This is a genomic window from Faecalicatena contorta (assembly GCF_003149105.1).
In the GTDB taxonomy this organism is placed as follows: domain Bacteria; phylum Bacillota; class Clostridia; order Lachnospirales; family Lachnospiraceae; genus Muricomes; species Muricomes contortus_C.
Genome location: NZ_QGDS01000001.1, coordinates 413667 through 429636, shown reverse-complemented (window position 1 = coordinate 429636; position 15970 = coordinate 413667). Strand labels below are relative to the sequence as shown.

Sequence of the window (15970 nt, the reverse complement as noted above, 5' to 3'; positions counted from 1 at the left end):
ATAAGCAATGATACATGCTTATTGAATTACTGACGTTCAATAAGATATTTTGCACTCTGCCCAAGTGAAATGGGGCTTATGCCTGAACTGTAACAATATTTTAAGAAAAGGATAAGAGTTAAAATAAGATTATGAGATTAAGAAGCGTACTTGCAATTAAATGTGCAAAATGCACCAGCTATCTAATTAAAAAACTGAATAGAGGAAGCGGCGTCACTCTTCCGGGGTATGTGGCACGTCTTGTGGACCCCCATATCTTGAGCGTCATGGCAGAGATGGTTAAGGAAAAGACGATTGTAACTATGGGTACAAATGGTAAGACAACGACCAACAGCATTTTGTACCATGCATTAAAAGCGGAAGGGAAAAAGGTCATCATTAACCGCACCGGTGCCAACATGCTCAACGGGATTATTTCAGCTTTTGTTCTCGCTGCAGACAAGAACTGCCGTCTGAATGCGGATTACGCATGTATAGAGGTGGATGAAATAGCCTCTGTCCGGGTTCTGCCCCAGTTAAAGCCAGACTGTGCTCTTCTGACCAATATTTCCCGGGATCAGCTTGACCGTTTTGGCGAGGTTGATATTACATTCAACAAATTGAAAGCTGCTGTTACCAGTGTTCCGAAAACAAAACTGATAATTAATTGTGATGATGTGCTTTCTTATACGCTGGCTTCTGAAAGCGGAAATCCATTTATGACCTATGGCATCAGTGAACAAATATTTGATGATATTTCCCGTTCTGAAATCCGGGAAAGCATTTTCTGCCGTTCCTGTGGAAAGAAACTGGAATATGACTTCTTTCACTATGGACAGCTGGGAATTTACCACTGCCCGAGCTGCGGGCTGAAACGTCCTGAGCCTGATTTTACAGCATCAGAAATTACATGGAATGATGGTTTGTATACATTTTCTATGGATGGGATGCTGATACAGTCAACTTCCCGGACACCTTACAATATTTACAATACGTTATCTGCATATGCAGCATTAAATGCTCTGGGAGCCGAGAGGACTCATTTTCAGGAGATGATAGAATCCTTCGATTATGGAAACAACCGGGAGAGCATCTTTACAATCAATGGTGCAAGAGTTCAGCTTCACCTGGCAAAGAATCCGATTGGATTCCAGCAAAAGATTTCCCTTGTATTAAAGGATAAAAAACCTAAAGATATTATAATTCAGATTAACGATACCTATCAGGATGGTGAAGATATTTCCTGGCTTTGGGATGTTGATTTCCAGTATCTGGCGGATGCTGAGGCTGCTTCTATCATCACAGCGGGAACACGCAGACATGATATGGGGCTTCGTCTGAAATATGAGGACATCTCCTGTGATTCTACCACGGACTTACGCACCTCTGTTACCAGGTGTACAAAAGATGGAACGGGCAATCTTTATGTTATTGTAAATTATTCGGGGCTTTACAGCACCAATCATATGCTGGCAGAATTGGAAAAGACACAGGAAGGAGGGGATATGGCATGAAACTGACAATCGGACACTTATACCCGGACTTGCTGAATTTATATGGAGACAGGGGAAATATCCAGTGTTTTCGCAAACGTCTGGAATGGCGCGGCATGGAGGCTGAAATTCTTCCTATCCTTTCCGGTGATGCTATAGACTTCTCAAAACTGGATATCATTTTGCTGGGAGGCGGCTCTGACCGGGAGCAGGAACTGGTTTGTGAATACTTAAAAAGTATTAAGCAGGATTTTAAGAACTATGTAGAGCAGGACGGAGTTGTCCTGGCTGTGTGCGGTGGATATCAGCTTCTCGGGAAGTATTATAAGACAGACAAGAAAGTAATAGAAGGACTTTCCATTTTAGATATTACCACGGAATGGGAACCAGAGCGGTTAATCCGAAATATCGTCCTGAACAGTCCCCTCTTCGACACTCCTGTAGTAGGGTTTGAGAATCACGGAGGCCGGACCTATATCGGCAGCCACACTCCTTTCGGCAAGGTTTTCTACGGGTTGGGAAATACAGGAAAATCCGGTTATGAGGGTGTTGTTTATAAAAATGTTATCGGAACCTACCTGCACGGCCCTCTTCTTCCTAAAAACCCCCAGGTGTGTGACTATCTGCTGGAGAGAGCGCTGAAAAGAAAATACGGACAGGATGTGACGCTTGAGCCGCTGAAAGATAAACTGGAGCATCTGGCAAACGGATATATCGCCGGACGATACAGTGATAAAAAGTATATTCTTAAAGAAACAATCAAACGGTACACATAAAACTCAGATATATTTTTAAATTTTCTATACAGGTATGATTAAAGGGACTGTGCACCACAACTGATTCATTTAGTTGTGGTGCACAGTCCTTTTTCAAACTTATTCTTTCTTTTATTACCGGCTTCTGTTCCTGAAAGCCAGCTTCACAGCCTTCAGCAGCTGGATAACCGGCAGGTTTACTGCCGCCAGGCCATATACCGTAAATAATTGTCCCATATTGAGTGTCTGCACTTTAAAGACATTTTGAAGTCCAGGTATCATCATAACTCCTGTAATTAATATCAATCCCAGTAAAAATGCTCCTATCAAGTAAATGTTATTAAAGAACCTTCTTGTAAACACAACAGGCCGGTCAGATTTACAGTTAAATCCATGAACAAGACGGGCTGTACATAATGTTCCAAATGCCATTGTGCTTGCCAGAACTGCATTATGGTCAGCATATCCTATCAGGAAGGCAATCATTGTAGTAACACCGATGGACAATCCTTCTGTTCCAATCTTTCTCAGAAAACTTCCAGTGAGGATAGACTCATTCATCGGTCTGGGTTTTTCATCCATCACGTCTTTGGAGTGTGGCTCCAGACCCAGTGCTATGGCCGGTAAACTATCTGTCAAGAGGTTAATGAATAACAGATGTACTGGTGCAAATGGCACCGGAAGCCCCACAATGGAAGCATACAGAACCGCCAGTATAGCTCCGAAATTTCCTGATAAAAGAAATTGGATGGAGTTCTTAATATTGCGGTAGACGTTACGTCCATTTTCCACAGCTTTTATAATCGTAGCAAAATTATCATCTGTAAGTACCATAGAAGCAGCATCCTTGGATACTTCGCTGCCTGTAATTCCCATGGCAACACCAATATCAGCCTGTTTCAATGCAGGTGCATCATTTACGCCGTCTCCCGTCATTGCTACAATATTTGCTTTTTCCTGCCATGCCCGGACAATGCGGATCTTATGCTCTGGTGATACACGCGCATATACAGAAATTCCTTCTACGAAATCTTTCAGCTCTTCATCTGACATATTATCAATCACTGCACCTTCACAGGCTTCTGACTCGTTTTCTAAAATTCCGATTCGTTTCGCAATGGCTGCCGCCGTTACCTTATGGTCTCCGGTTATCATGATAGGGCGGATTCCTGCTCTTTTACAGTCTGCAACTGCAGCTTTAGATTCTTCACGGGGCGGGTCCATCATGGCAATTAAACCGATGAAAATCAAATCCTGCTCATCTTCCAGCGTCATTTCATGACAACCTTCTATTTCTTTGTAAGCAAACCCCAGGACACGCAAGCCGCCTCTTGAAAATTCCTGATTCTGTTCTTCTATTTTTCTTCTGTCTTCTTCTGTAAAACTGCGTACCTTATCATGGATCTGAATAGACTCCATTCTTCCCAGAAGCACATCCACCGCACCCTTGACAATCATAATATGCTTTCCATCCATGATGTGGCCTGTAGCCATAAGCTTTCTGTCGCTGTCAAAAGGATTCTCACACGTTCTGGGATATTTATCCCGCACGTTGTGTGCCTCCAGACCTAATTTACTTCCAAGATTAATCAATGCAGTTTCCGTTGGGTCACCTATCTCAACACCGTCTATATTTGTGGAGTCATTGCACAGAATACTGCTCATAAGCAGTCTGCTGTGTGCCGCATGTTCTACATCTATTTCGTCTGCTGTGATTCTTGTTTCATTTACGTAATACTCTTCCACTGTCATTTTATTTTGGGTCAGAGTACCTGTTTTATCTGAGCATATGATGGAAACGCTGCCCAGGCCTTCCACTGCCTGGAGTTTACGTATAATCGCATGTTCCTTTGCCATTTTCTGAGTTCCGAATGACAAAACAATAGTTACGATAGAGCTGAGAGCTTCCGGTATAGCAGCAACTGCAAGTGCAACCGCAAACAGGAATGCATCTCCCACATGCCCTTCACGCAGGACGCTCACGCCAAATAAAATACCGCAGAATATCAAAATGATAATAGAGAGCTTCTGCCCAAATTGGTCCAGATTAATCTGGAGGGGAGTACGTTTTTCAGAAGTTGTTTTCAGAAGACTTGCTATTTTCCCTACCTCTGTCTCCATACCGATTCCTGTTACAAGGAAGGAGCCCCGTCCATAAGTAACAAAGCTTCCGGAATACGCCATATTTACCCGGTCTCCTAAAGGTACCTCTCCGGCAATCAGTTCTGTAATTTTATCCACGCCAAGGCTTTCCCCGGTCAGTGCACTTTCATCCACCTTCAAGCTCGCACTCTCCAGAATACGGCCGTCAGCAGGGATATAATCTCCTGCATCCAGCATAACAATATCACCTACTGTAACTTCTGTGGATGGTATCGGCACTACATTTCCATCGCGGAGAACCTTTGCCTCCGGTCCCGAAAGTTTTTTCAGACTGGTTAAAGACTGTTCTGCCTTTACAGTCTGCACAGTACCCAGTATGGCATTAATCGTAATTACGATTAAAATAACTACGGCACTCTCTGCATCCCCCAGAAAGCCGGAAACGATTGCCGCAACAATCAGAATAATGACGAGAAAATCTTTAAATTGTTCTAAGAAAATCTGAATTGTTGTCTTTTTCTTTCCCTCGATTAATTCATTGGGTCCATATTGTTCCTGGTGCTTCTTTACCTCTTCCGCAGTGAGAGGCTCCAGTGAACCATTCACCCTTTCTTTCGCCTCGTCTGCGGATACTTGATAAAATTCTTTCATGTAAAATCCTCCATTTCCTGCTCTAGTGCCAAAAGATACTTCTTTGCTGACACAAAAAAGACTCTTATTGCACGTTATGTATGCAATAAAAGTCTCACTATTTAATCACGATACGGATGGAAAGCCATCGTACTGACGACATCGCGAACGCTGCCTAAGCGCTAGTTACTCCCTTTTACTAGTGTTTACTATAACGTAGCTGGCAGGATGTGTCAAGGGAAACTTGCAAAATTATGGCTCCATTTTCCCAGAAATTTCCCTTGCCTTTGGCGTATTTGCCAGCCCGCCTCTTCCTGTCTCGCGCAGGGAAACGTGCATTGACTCTCCTACCTCTCTCATAGCGTCAATCACCTGGTCCGGAGGGATACGGCTTGTGATTCCTGCCAATGCCATATCTGCCGCAGACAATGCGTTGACTGCTCCGATTACATTTCTTTTTACACAGGGGACTTCAACCAGACCGGCAACCGGGTCGCATACAAGTCCAAGCAGATTCTTTAATGCCATCGCGGATGCATGAATGATCTGGGTATTGTCTCCGCCTTTCAGGAAGACCAGCGCTCCTGCAGCCATAGCGGAAGCTGCTCCTACTTCTGCCTGACACCCGCCCGCTGCACCTGCTATAAATGCCCGTGAAGCAATGACCTGTCCGATTCCTGCTGTCACATAGAGACTTTGAATAATCTTTTCTTTGCAAATCTTTCCCTCTTTATATAAGGTAACCAGAACCGCCGGTATCACACCACATGCCCCTGCTGTCGGTGCCGCAACAATCCGCTTCATACATGCATTGGATTCGCCCATTTGCAGGGCTTGTGCAATGACCTTGGAAACAAAATCTCCGCACAGGGTATCTCCGGTTCTGCGGTATGCCTCCATCTGCCCTCCCATACCGCCGACAAGTCCGCTGCTGGAAATCAATTTTTCGTCATAATCATCACTTGCGGAGAGCATGGCATCCCACATCGTTTCCATCGTATGGATGGATTCTTCCTCACGAACGGTCCTTTCCTCCATGTCATCTAATAATATAGCCCTCCAAAAGGAAATTTTCTTTTCTATACATAACTGATTAATTTCTTCCAAAGACTGATAAGACATCTATGCATCCCCCCTGTCTATATATGTCACCTTCATAATACCCTCCTGCTGCTCCAGCCATTTAACGGAAGCTTCAGGGACGGGTTGGTCTATCTCAATCACCATAACAGCCAGTCCGCCTTTTTTCCCCCTGTAAAGCTGAAGCGTTGCAATATTGATAGATTCCCTGGCAAGCATAGAAGTTACTGTCGCCACATGTCCCGGCTGGTCCTGATTGCGTACAATCAGTGTTGGACACTCTCCGGTACAGTTTACCACAATTCCATCTAATTTATTCAGCATGATGCGGCCGCCGCCTAAAGAACAAGCCTGCACCTCTAACAATTTTCCCTCCTCATCATATACCTTTAGAAGTGCGGTATTGGGGTGGGCTTCCCTTATCTGTATATTTTCTATCTTAAAATTTAGTCCCTCCTGAGCCGCAATTTCAAAACTCTGGGGGATTCTCATGTCGTCCGGTTTCATCCCCAAAAGCCCTGCCACAAGTGCCCGGTCCGTCCCGTGTCCCTTTCCGGTTGCGGCAAAAGAGCCGCAAAGCCCGATTTCTGCCTTTACAGGACGGCTCCCCAGCAATGTCCTGGTAACATGCCCGATTCGTACGGCTCCGGCCGTATGAGAGCTGGAAGGCCCTACCATAACCGGCCCTAAAATGTCAAAAATATTCATAATCTGATTCCTCCAAAAACCACTCAAATTCATCCGTTAATCAGTATAGCAGATTCCATGATAAATATCCATGAATTTACATTTTTATATTGAGTTAAAATCACAACAACTAGACTGGTGATTAGCCAGTCAAAAAATACTACCTATTGATAGATTTCCATTCGATACATCAATTCCAACACTTATCATATGTTTCCTCATAAAATAAATTTTGTAATTGTCTCCACTCACACTTATTACAATTCATTTTAGTTCGTTATACGAAAGCTTCTTAGGAGTCTCAACCTGCTTAATCGAATGTTTATAACAAGGGGTGGTTGATATTTCGCACGCTTCGCGAGCTCAACAGAGGCACAACCCATAATATAAAAACACGGCATCGAAACCACGCCGTGTTTTTATAATCCTTTTTAACAGTTATGAGCCCTACCGGCCCGCCTGTACATCTAGAAAAGGGCTCATGCTGCATGCATTGTCAAAATTTCCCGGAAGCACCGCCTCCGCCGGATGACCCGCCCCCGCCAAAAGAACCTCCGCCTCCAAAAGAGCCGCCTCCGAAGTATCCGCCTCCAAACGGACCGCCGAAAAATCCGCCGCCACGCCCGCCTCTGCCGCCGCCACGCAAAAAGATTACGAGAATAAATAATACCAGTCCGATGGTGATCCAGGAGCCGCCATTTGAAGATTCCCCATAATCTTCCTCGGCAAATCCTTCCTGTATGTCCGCATCATCCAAATCGCCTGGTTCAGCCAGATTATACTCAGCGTACACTTCCTTCAGAACTCCGGTATACATGGTCTTAATCCCCATATCCCAATTGTCTTCTTTTAGCGCCGGTGTCCCCAGATTACGGATAATCCTTCCTGCCTTGGCGTCATTAATAGCTCCCTCCAGTCCATATCCTACCTCTATCCTGACTTCTCTTTCCTGTAACGCCAGAAGGATCAAGACACCGGAATTCTGGGATTTATCTCCGATTCCATATTCCCGGAACATCTCATTGGCATAATCTTCTATGGAGTTTCCGTCCAGAGTTTGTATGGCAGCCACTACCACTTGGGCTTTTGTCTTGTCATTCAGCAATTTACTCTGTGCAATGATATATTGCTTAGTGTCATTACTTAAAAGACCTGCAAAATCATTTACATAGAACTCTCTTGTGGGAGCCTGGATACCGGCAGCCGCTTTTACCGGTAAATATGCCAGCATCAGCGTTAAAGCAACCATAATGCTATATACAAAAACATTTTTTATTTTTTTCATATGACTCCTACCATAATACACCCTATTATTCTTCAAAATTGACTTCCGGTACCTGCTGTGCCCCCTCTGCTGCCTGGAAATACTCTGCTTTCTCAAATCCCAGCAAATTAGCAAAAATGTTAGACGGGAATCGCCTTATTTTCTGGTTGTATACTTTAACGGAGTCATTATAATCTTTTCTAGCAACTGCTATCCGGTTTTCCGTACCCGCAAGCTCATCCGAAAGTGCCATAAACTGTTGATTTGCCTTTAGATCAGGATAGTTTTCCACAACCATCAGCAGTCTGCCCAATGCTCCGGACAACTGGTTATCTGCATCTGCCTTTTCTTCCATGCTTGTGGCACCTGCCAGTTTTGCTCTGGCATTGCTTACGTTTTCGATTACCTCTTTTTCATGTTCTGCATAACCTTTTACAGTATTTACCAGGTTGGGAATGAGATCCACCCTTCTTTGCAGCATTGTATCAATATTAGCTCTCTGATTTTCCACATTTTCATTGATTCCCACCAGGGAATTGTACTGGCTGATTCCAACAACCACCAAGACTATAATGATTGCAATTATTACCCATACAGCAATTTTATTTCCGGATCTTTTCATGATTTCATCCTCTTCGCATTGCCGGAAAAACCAGCAATACTTCCATTTCTGTTGATTTCTGTCCACTTGTTTCTTATTGGAAATATATTATATTTATTCTTTGAAAATGTCAATGTTAAGTGCGACATTTTTTTGATTTATTCTTAATTGATTTTCTTAATCTCATTCTAAAACAATTCTGCTGCCATATGTGCGGGCAGTTTGAAAATAATTTCTGCCCTTGTTTTTCTCCCGGTCAGTACCAATAGGCTGTTTTTAGATTTCCCTTGGTATCCAATGAATTAAATCGGCAATGGCTCATGTTTTTCCACTGTTATGTTCTCAACATTAATCAGACCTGTGCAGTGTTCTTTCATGTAATTATTCCATGGAAGCAGCTGTTCTATACCTGCAGGCTCATTTTTGTAGTCCGGCATATAAAGCAGACAAGGATAACATCGACTACTTTGTTAATTCCTGTCTGGTGAGCGGGCGTACTTCAGAAGCAAATTTAGCAGGAATTATATCATAGTAGAATATACGCGCAGGGAAGAAATCAAAAAAGCCCTCCGCTTTACAGCGAAGGACTAAACTTTCACCCCAACTATTTATATATCCCATATCGGTCAAGGGGAAAAATTCTTTTATTTGTAAACTTATAAACACAAAGGGAGAAGTCAATAGAATTTTTCAATACTTGATGCATCATGGAACCCTATTTTTACACAATACCCTGTGCTGTCATAGCATCGACTACTTTTTCAAAGCCTGCTATATTAGCACCTATTACATAATTTCCTTTTACATCATATCTTTCAGCGGCATCTGCCATATTGTGACAGATGTCTACCATAATTCTTCTGAGCAGGGTATCTACCTCTTCAAATGTCCAGCTAAGTCTCTCGCTGTTCTGGGACATTTCCAGCGCTGATGTAGCAACACCGCCGGCATTAGCAGCTTTTCCAGGTGCAAATAAAACACCGTTTGCCTGAAGATATTCAGTTGCCTCCAATGTAGTGGGCATGTTTGCTCCCTCTGCTACTGCAATACATCCATTTTCTACCAGTACTTTCGCGTCATCCAAAAGCAGTTCATTCTGTGTTGCACATGGCAGTGCAATATCAACTTTTACAGACCATACGCCTTTTCCTTCATGATACTCAGAATTTGGACGGTAATTTTTATATTCTGTCAGTCTTGCACGTTTGATTTCTTTGATTTCCTTCAATGCATCCACGTCAATTCCGTCCGGATCATATATCCAGCCGTTGGAATCACTGACAGTTACCACTTTAGCACCAAGCTGATGAGCTTTCTGCGTTGCATAAATTGCAACATTACCGGAACCTGAAACGGATACTGTCTTGCCCGCCAGATCAATTCCATTGAGTTTCAGCATTTCCTGTGTGAGGTAAAGAAGACCATATCCTGTAGCTTCTGTACGTGCCAGGGAACCGCCGTAGCTTAACCCTTTTCCTGTAAGTACTCCTTCTGATAATCCACGGATACGCTTGTACTGTCCATACAGATACCCGATTTCCCTTGCGCCCGTTCCGATATCACCTGCCGGCACGTCTGTATCAGCTCCGATATATTTGCATAACTCAGTCATAAAGCTCTGGCAGAATGCCATAATCTCTCTGTCTGATTTTCCCTTAGGATCAAAATCAGAGCCACCTTTTCCTCCGCCGATTGGAAGACCTGTCAGAGAGTTCTTGAAAATCTGCTCAAATCCCAGAAATTTTATAATACCAAGGTTTACAGATGGATGCAGACGAAGGCCTCCTTTGTATGGTCCGATTGCACTGTTAAACTGAACACGGTATCCTGTGTTTACATTTGCCTGACCATTATCATCTACCCACGGAACACGAAATTTCAGTTGTCTCTCAGGCTCAATCAGTCTTTCCAGCAGAGCGTCTCTGCGGAACTTTTCCTCATTTGCCTCCACAACAACACGAAGGGAATCCAATACTTCTTTTACTGCCTGATGGAATTCCGGCTCCGCAGGATTCTTTTTCACTACTAATTCGATTACCTCGTCTACATATGACATCCTTTTTTACCTCCTAAAATATAAAATTGCGGGATTACAATGCATCCCGCAGTTTGACTACATTGTCTACCTGTCTATTTTAAAATTTGATTGCAGTTTTGTCAATCATAAATTTCATTTTATGAAAATGTTATCACTTTATAAACATAGCTGTCGAAGAACTTTCTCTAAGGTATCCCGGAACCATCTATTTTGATTCTACGTGAAATAATACAATATTTTTATTTTGGGGAAAGAAATAAGATATTGATAAACTGCATTTCCAGTAATTCTTGATTTTTGAAGTTTTGCAGGAATTCATTATTAATCATTCAGTTTTTAATTTTTTCATCAAATTTCCCGGAATAATAAGATGTAATAGAATACAGCTTTGTAATCCTGCCAAATCTATTGAAAGAATCTCTAAAATATAATATTATCAAAGTGTAACATTCTGTTTATGTAATATAGAAAGGAATTATTATATGAATAAAAAAATGACAGCCATTTTATTTGCTTTGCTTGCCGCTATACTTTATGCGGTTAATATTCCTTTATCTAAAGTGTTATTGAAGGATGTAGAACCAGTATTTATGGCTGCATTTTTGTATTTTGGGGCTGGTTTAGGGATGTCAGTCTATTCTGTATTTACCGGGAAGCTCAAAAATGAAGACAAGCTTACGAAAAAGGAATTACCTTATACAGTAGGAATGATTATATTAGACATTGCAGCTCCTATTTGTTTGATGATAGGTTTGAATGAAGCAAGTTCTGCAAATGCATCCTTGCTGAACAATTTTGAGATTGCTGCTACTTCAGTGATTGCTTTATTTATTTTTAAGGAAGTCATATCAAGAAAGATGTGGCTGGCTATTTTGCTGATTATTTTATCAAGTATCTTACTTTCATTTGAAGGCGTGGAAAGTTTACAGTTTTCATATGGTTCCATCTATGTTTTATTGGCTTGTATGTGCTGGGGCTTAGAGAATAACTGTACCAGGATGTTATCTTCGAAAAGTACAATACAGATTGTAGTACTAAAGGGGGTATTTTCCGGTTTGGGATCCTTTGTTGTTGCTGTTATAACAGGAGAGCGCCTTCCGTCTCTTATTTATATCGTATATGTCCTTGTGCTGGGATTTGTATCCTACGGCCTGAGTATTTTCTTTTATATAAAAGCGCAGAATGAATTGGGGGCTGCAAAGACAAGTGCATGCTATGCAGTATCACCTTTTGTCGGAGCACTGCTATCCTTCGTTATTTTAAGGGAAGCTTTATCAAAAACCTATCTGATTGCTCTAATAATCATGGCTGCCGGCACAGTACTTGTTGTTTTAGACACGCTGCTTATCAGACACAGGCACCGTCATACACATACGTTTGTACATACTCATGACGGCAATACACATGAACATATCGTAGTGCATGAGCATGGGCACCGCCACCTGCTCAATAAACAAGGTAAACATTTTCATAAACACATTCACTCAAAGATGTAATTCCATACAAAATCACCCCTGCTTCATATGGAAGCGGGGGTGAAGTATCTGCCTTGACTGCAATAATTTTCTTAAAGTTGTCAGCGTCCTATAAAATTCCAAAATTTATTTTTTAACTCATGAATAGACACCAATCCGGGTAAATCATCCCTTTTTTCTCTGTAGAATGTACGGGCAAAATCCACTGTATATATTAAAATCAATACTGCACCTGCAATTCTTCCTATACGGAAAGGAATTGCATTTACAATCCGCTCTACAAACCCATGGAGGACACCAAATAAAATCAATGTATATAATCCCCAGGCCAGGGTACTCTCAAGACACAGAATGCCTTTATAATTAAAGGGCTTGTCCGTGTAGTTCCACCATATCTCTCCAAACAGCCTTTCCATAATTCTTGCAGTAATCCATTCGATTGCTGTTGCCAATATGGCACCCAGTAAAAATAACAGTACCCGGTTATGGCTGTACGGACTCAACAAAAAATAAACGGTCAGGGCACCCACTCCATAAATCGGGCATAGAGGACTTTTCGAAAATCCCCGGTTCGTCAGCTTTCTGTTACAGATTGACATATAAATGGACTCCACAATCCATCCAAGGACGCTGTATGTGAGGAACCACAGCACCACATGATACAGATCATTCCCAAATATCATCCTATTCCACATGTTTACATCTCCATTTTATCCTTGATATTCTAAATATCCCGAAAGATTCTCTAATCGCAGTGGATTGAGACAATATTATCTTCTTTTCCACCAAAATACAATCCTTCAGGAGGTGTTTCATATAATAAGGAACCTGCATTCCCTGTTATATAAAAATAGAGTGTCTTTCAACACTCTATTTATCTGCACATATTAATTATATTTACGTTTTCTAGCAGCTTCAGATTTTTTCTTACGTCTTACGCTTGGCTTTTCGTAATGCTCTCTTTTACGAATCTCCTGCTGAATGCCAGCCTTTGCACAGTTTCTTTTGAATCTGCGTAAAGCGCTATCTAACGTCTCGTTTTCTTTAACGATTACATTTGACATAGTCTCACACCTAACCTCCCCTCCAGCCTTGTATTGTGCATCATACGACTGTTCGGGTATTTTTATTGCACTACAAAAGATTATATCATATTTTCGCTAAACGTCAACTGTTTATGGCAAAAAAACTAAGAAAGTTGTCCTTTCAGTACTTCCGGCGTTTTTGCAAGTGCTTCTTTAATGCCTGCCGGATTTTTCCCGCCGGCCTGTGCCATGTTCGGGCGTCCGCCGCCTCCGCCGCCTACCAGACCTGCGATTGACTTAATCAGATTACCGGCATGGGCACCCTGCTTCATGGCACCTTCTGTTGCAGTTGCCATAAGATTTACTTTCCCTTCATTTCCAGATGCCAGAACAACAACGCCTTCACCCATTTTATCTTTTAACTGATCTCCCAAATCGCGCAGTCCTGCCATATCTACGCCATCTACCTCTATAGCCAGAAGCTTTGTGCCCTGTACCTCCTGTATCTGATTCATGACATCACCCATTGCATCCTGAGCAAGACGGTTCTTTAAACTTTCTACTTCTGCATGAAGAGCTTTATTTTCAGCAGTCATATGAGAAATCTTTTCAGCCAGATTATCCGGAGCTGCTTTGAGTACCTTTGCAGCTTCATTCAGCTTTTCTTCCAGATTGTCATAGTAATCTAATAGCCCCTTTGAAGTCAGTGCTTCAATACGTCGTACACCTGCCGCTACACCCGTCTCGGAAATAATCTTGAACGCCATGATTTCACTGGTATTCTTTACGTGTGTACCTCCGCAGAATTCAATAGAGAACCCTTTCATATTTACTACACGTACAATATCGCCGTATTTTTCTCCGAAAAGTGCCTGTGCACCAGTTTTCTTTGCCTCTTCTATTGGCATATTCTGAATATCAACGGCCAGGGATGATGCGATCTGTTCATTGACAATGTTTTCAACCTGCTTTAATTCTTCTTTTGTTAAAGCTGAAAAATGTGTAAAATCAAAACGGAGACGGTCTTCGTTTACGCTGGAACCTGCCTGCTCTACGTGAGTGCCAAGAACCGCCCGTAAAGCCTTATGAAGTAAATGTGTGGCACTGTGATTTCTTGCTGACAAAGCACGTTTCTGGGCGTTCACAGACAATTCTGCCTTATCCCCTGTCCGGATCATCCCTTTCACGACCTGCCCTGCGTGTCCTATTTTTCCGCCTAAAAGCTTGATTGTATCTTCTACCCTGAATTCTCCATCTGCTGTACGAATGATACCTGTATCCGCAGCCTGACCGCCGCTGGCAGCATAAAATGGAGTATCCATCACAAAAATGGTTCCTCGTTCTCCTTCTGAAAGCGCATCCACAATTTCAGTCTCAGAAGTTAATACAGTAATCTCAGACTCATAGTCCAGGTTTTCATAGCCTACAAATGTACTTGTGACATTTGGGTCAATAGACTCATACACGGTCACATCCGCTCCCATATAGTTGGTCACGCCACGTGCGGCACGTGCAGTATTCCGCTGTATTTCCATAGCAGCCTGGAATCCTTCTTCGTCCACATGCATTCCTTTTTCTTCCAGTATTTCTTTTGTCAGATCAATAGGAAATCCATAAGTATCATACAATTTAAACGCGTCTTCACCAGACAATGTTTTCTGTTGCCCTGCCTCCATTTCCGCGACAATGTCAGATAGAATTCCCAGCCCCTGGTCAATGGTCTTATTAAACTGTTCTTCTTCCTTTGAAATTACTTTAAGAATAAAATCTCTCTTTTCTTCCAGCTCCGGATAACCATCCTTAGAGCCTTCTATAACAGTTCCAGCCAGTGAAGGAAGGAAATTATCCTCGATATTCAGCAGTCTTCCGTGACGGCATGCCCTGCGCAGCAGACGGCGCAGTACATATCCTCTTCCCTCATTGGACGGCATAATACCATCAGATATCATAAATGTAACTGAGCGGGCATGATCTGTAATTACGCGGATAGAAATATCAGTAAGAGAATCTTTTCCATACTCCACATGAGCAATCTGGCATACATGGGTACGGAGTGCCTTGATCGTGTCAACGTCAAATATAGAATCTACATCCTGCACTGCCGATGCAAGCCTTTCCAGGCCCATTCCTGTATCGATATTCTTCTGTTCCAGTTCTTCGTAGTGTCCCTTTCCATCATTATCAAACTGGGTAAACACATTATTCCATATTTCCATATAACGGTCACACTCGCAGCCTACCGTACAGTCCGGGCTTCCACATCCGTATTTTTCGCCCCTGTCATAATAAATCTCTGAACAGGGACCACATGGACCGGAACCATGTTCCCAAAAATTATCTTCTTTTCCAAACTTAAAAATACGCTCTGCAGGAATTCCCATCTTTTCATTCCATATTTTAAAAGCCTCATCATCGTCTACATATACAGATGGATATAACCTGTCCGGGTCAAGGCCCACAACGTCTGTCAGGAATTCCCATGACCATTCAATGGCCTCATTTTTAAAATAATCTCCAAATGAAAAGTTCCCCAGCATTTCAAAAAATGTGCCGTGGCGTGCAGTCTTTCCTACGTTCTCAATATCTCCTGTACGGATACATTTTTGGCAGGTTGCCACTCTCTTCCTCGGAGGAATCTCCTGTCCTGTAAAATATGGCTTCAACGGCGCCATACCTGAATTAATGAGCAGAAGACTCTTATCATTGTGTGGCACTAAAGAAAAACTTTTTAGTACCAAATGCCCTTTACTTTCAAAGAATTCCAAAAACATCGTTCTTAATTGGTTCACTCCATATGGCTGCATAATCTAGCCCTCCCTGTTTCTTTATCTGAGGCAGCA

General features: G+C 42.4%; 13 protein-coding genes. 3 read left to right on the top strand and 10 right to left on the bottom strand.

Annotated elements, in window-relative coordinates:
* Positions 1 to 131 precede the first annotated feature (131 nt).
* Both A8805_RS02070 and A8805_RS02065 read left to right on the top strand, forming a co-directional pair.
* Positions 132 to 1493 carry a Mur ligase family protein gene (locus A8805_RS02070; RefSeq protein WP_109708538.1) on the top strand — a complete coding sequence of 454 codons (1362 nt, stop codon included), beginning with the start codon at positions 132 to 134 and terminating at the stop codon, positions 1491 to 1493.
* Positions 1490 to 2248 carry a type 1 glutamine amidotransferase gene (locus tag A8805_RS02065; protein WP_109708537.1) on the top strand — a complete coding sequence of 253 codons (759 nt, stop codon included), beginning with the start codon at positions 1490 to 1492 and terminating at the stop codon, positions 2246 to 2248. Before A8805_RS02070 ends, A8805_RS02065 begins: the two co-directional genes overlap by 4 nt.
* Positions 2249 to 2362: 114 nt before the next feature.
* On the opposite strand, the gene A8805_RS02060 is transcribed toward A8805_RS02065, so the two are convergent.
* From A8805_RS02060 to gdhA, 7 genes are all read right to left on the bottom strand, one after another.
* On the bottom strand, positions 2363 to 4981 hold the full coding sequence (locus A8805_RS02060) for a cation-translocating P-type ATPase (RefSeq protein WP_109708536.1): 2619 nt from the start codon (positions 4979 to 4981) through the stop codon (positions 2363 to 2365).
* 231 nt (positions 4982 to 5212) lie between these two features.
* The gene (sdaAA, locus tag A8805_RS02055) at positions 5213 to 6082 is read right to left on the bottom strand and encodes an L-serine ammonia-lyase, iron-sulfur-dependent, subunit alpha (protein WP_109708535.1); all 870 of its coding nucleotides are present in this window, start codon (positions 6080 to 6082) and stop codon (positions 5213 to 5215) included.
* Positions 6083 to 6748 carry an L-serine ammonia-lyase, iron-sulfur-dependent subunit beta gene (gene sdaAB, locus A8805_RS02050; protein WP_109708534.1) on the bottom strand — a complete coding sequence of 222 codons (666 nt, stop codon included), beginning with the start codon at positions 6746 to 6748 and terminating at the stop codon, positions 6083 to 6085.
* Between the two features lie 475 nt (positions 6749 to 7223).
* Complete coding sequence (locus A8805_RS02045) at positions 7224 to 8012, bottom strand: TPM domain-containing protein (protein WP_109708533.1); 789 nt, start codon at positions 8010 to 8012, stop codon at positions 7224 to 7226.
* Between the two features lie 25 nt (positions 8013 to 8037).
* Positions 8038 to 8613: a LemA family protein gene (locus A8805_RS02040; protein WP_109708532.1), complete on the bottom strand. Its 576-nt coding sequence runs from the start codon at positions 8611 to 8613 to the stop codon at positions 8038 to 8040.
* Between the two features lie 281 nt (positions 8614 to 8894).
* A complete protein-coding gene (locus A8805_RS22735; RefSeq protein ID WP_278321208.1) occupies positions 8895 to 9029 on the bottom strand; it encodes a hypothetical protein in 135 nt (44 codons plus the stop codon).
* Positions 9030 to 9313: 284 nt separating this feature from the next.
* A complete protein-coding gene (gdhA, locus tag A8805_RS02035) occupies positions 9314 to 10648 on the bottom strand; it encodes an NADP-specific glutamate dehydrogenase (protein ID WP_109708531.1) in 1335 nt (444 codons plus the stop codon).
* A 464-nt stretch (positions 10649 to 11112) separates the two neighbouring features.
* Between gdhA and A8805_RS02030 the strand changes: the two genes are divergently transcribed.
* Positions 11113 to 12126, top strand: coding sequence for a DMT family transporter (locus A8805_RS02030; protein ID WP_109708530.1), 1014 nt, complete (start codon positions 11113 to 11115; stop codon positions 12124 to 12126).
* Positions 12127 to 12206: 80 nt separating this feature from the next.
* On the opposite strand, the gene A8805_RS02025 is transcribed toward A8805_RS02030, so the two are convergent.
* From A8805_RS02025 to alaS, 3 genes are all read right to left on the bottom strand, one after another.
* A complete protein-coding gene (locus A8805_RS02025) occupies positions 12207 to 12800 on the bottom strand; it encodes a putative ABC transporter permease (RefSeq protein WP_109708529.1) in 594 nt (197 codons plus the stop codon).
* A 192-nt stretch (positions 12801 to 12992) separates the two neighbouring features.
* The gene (gene rpsU, locus A8805_RS02020) at positions 12993 to 13169 is read right to left on the bottom strand and encodes a 30S ribosomal protein S21 (protein WP_004054229.1); all 177 of its coding nucleotides are present in this window, start codon (positions 13167 to 13169) and stop codon (positions 12993 to 12995) included.
* Between the two features lie 125 nt (positions 13170 to 13294).
* Positions 13295 to 15934, bottom strand: a complete 2640-nt coding sequence (alaS, locus tag A8805_RS02015; RefSeq protein WP_109708528.1) for an alanine--tRNA ligase — start codon at positions 15932 to 15934, stop codon at positions 13295 to 13297.
* Positions 15935 to 15970: the final 36 nt, after the last annotated feature.

What these genes read in the sequence shown, in the direction of transcription:
- A8805_RS02060 (WP_109708536.1), bottom strand. Translation starts at nt 4,981, where the DNA reads ATGAAAGAATTTTATCAAGTATCCGCAGACGAGGCGAAAGAAAGGGTG.
- alaS (WP_109708528.1), bottom strand. Translation starts at nt 15,934, where the DNA reads ATGCAGCCATATGGAGTGAACCAATTAAGAACGATGTTTTTGGAATTC.
- rpsU (WP_004054229.1), bottom strand. Translation starts at nt 13,169, where the DNA reads ATGTCAAATGTAATCGTTAAAGAAAACGAGACGTTAGATAGCGCTTTA.
- gdhA (WP_109708531.1), bottom strand. Translation starts at nt 10,648, where the DNA reads ATGTCATATGTAGACGAGGTAATCGAATTAGTAGTGAAAAAGAATCCT.
- A8805_RS02030 (WP_109708530.1), top strand. Translation starts at nt 11,113, where the DNA reads ATGAATAAAAAAATGACAGCCATTTTATTTGCTTTGCTTGCCGCTATA.
- A8805_RS02065 (WP_109708537.1), top strand. Translation starts at nt 1,490, where the DNA reads ATGAAACTGACAATCGGACACTTATACCCGGACTTGCTGAATTTATAT.
- A8805_RS02025 (WP_109708529.1), bottom strand. Translation starts at nt 12,800, where the DNA reads ATGTGGAATAGGATGATATTTGGGAATGATCTGTATCATGTGGTGCTG.
- A8805_RS02070 (WP_109708538.1), top strand. Translation starts at nt 132, where the DNA reads ATGAGATTAAGAAGCGTACTTGCAATTAAATGTGCAAAATGCACCAGC.
- A8805_RS22735 (WP_278321208.1), bottom strand. Translation starts at nt 9,029, where the DNA reads ATGCCGGACTACAAAAATGAGCCTGCAGGTATAGAACAGCTGCTTCCA.
- sdaAB (WP_109708534.1), bottom strand. Translation starts at nt 6,748, where the DNA reads ATGAATATTTTTGACATTTTAGGGCCGGTTATGGTAGGGCCTTCCAGC.
- A8805_RS02045 (WP_109708533.1), bottom strand. Translation starts at nt 8,012, where the DNA reads ATGAAAAAAATAAAAAATGTTTTTGTATATAGCATTATGGTTGCTTTA.
- A8805_RS02040 (WP_109708532.1), bottom strand. Translation starts at nt 8,613, where the DNA reads ATGAAAAGATCCGGAAATAAAATTGCTGTATGGGTAATAATTGCAATC.
- sdaAA (WP_109708535.1), bottom strand. Translation starts at nt 6,082, where the DNA reads ATGTCTTATCAGTCTTTGGAAGAAATTAATCAGTTATGTATAGAAAAG.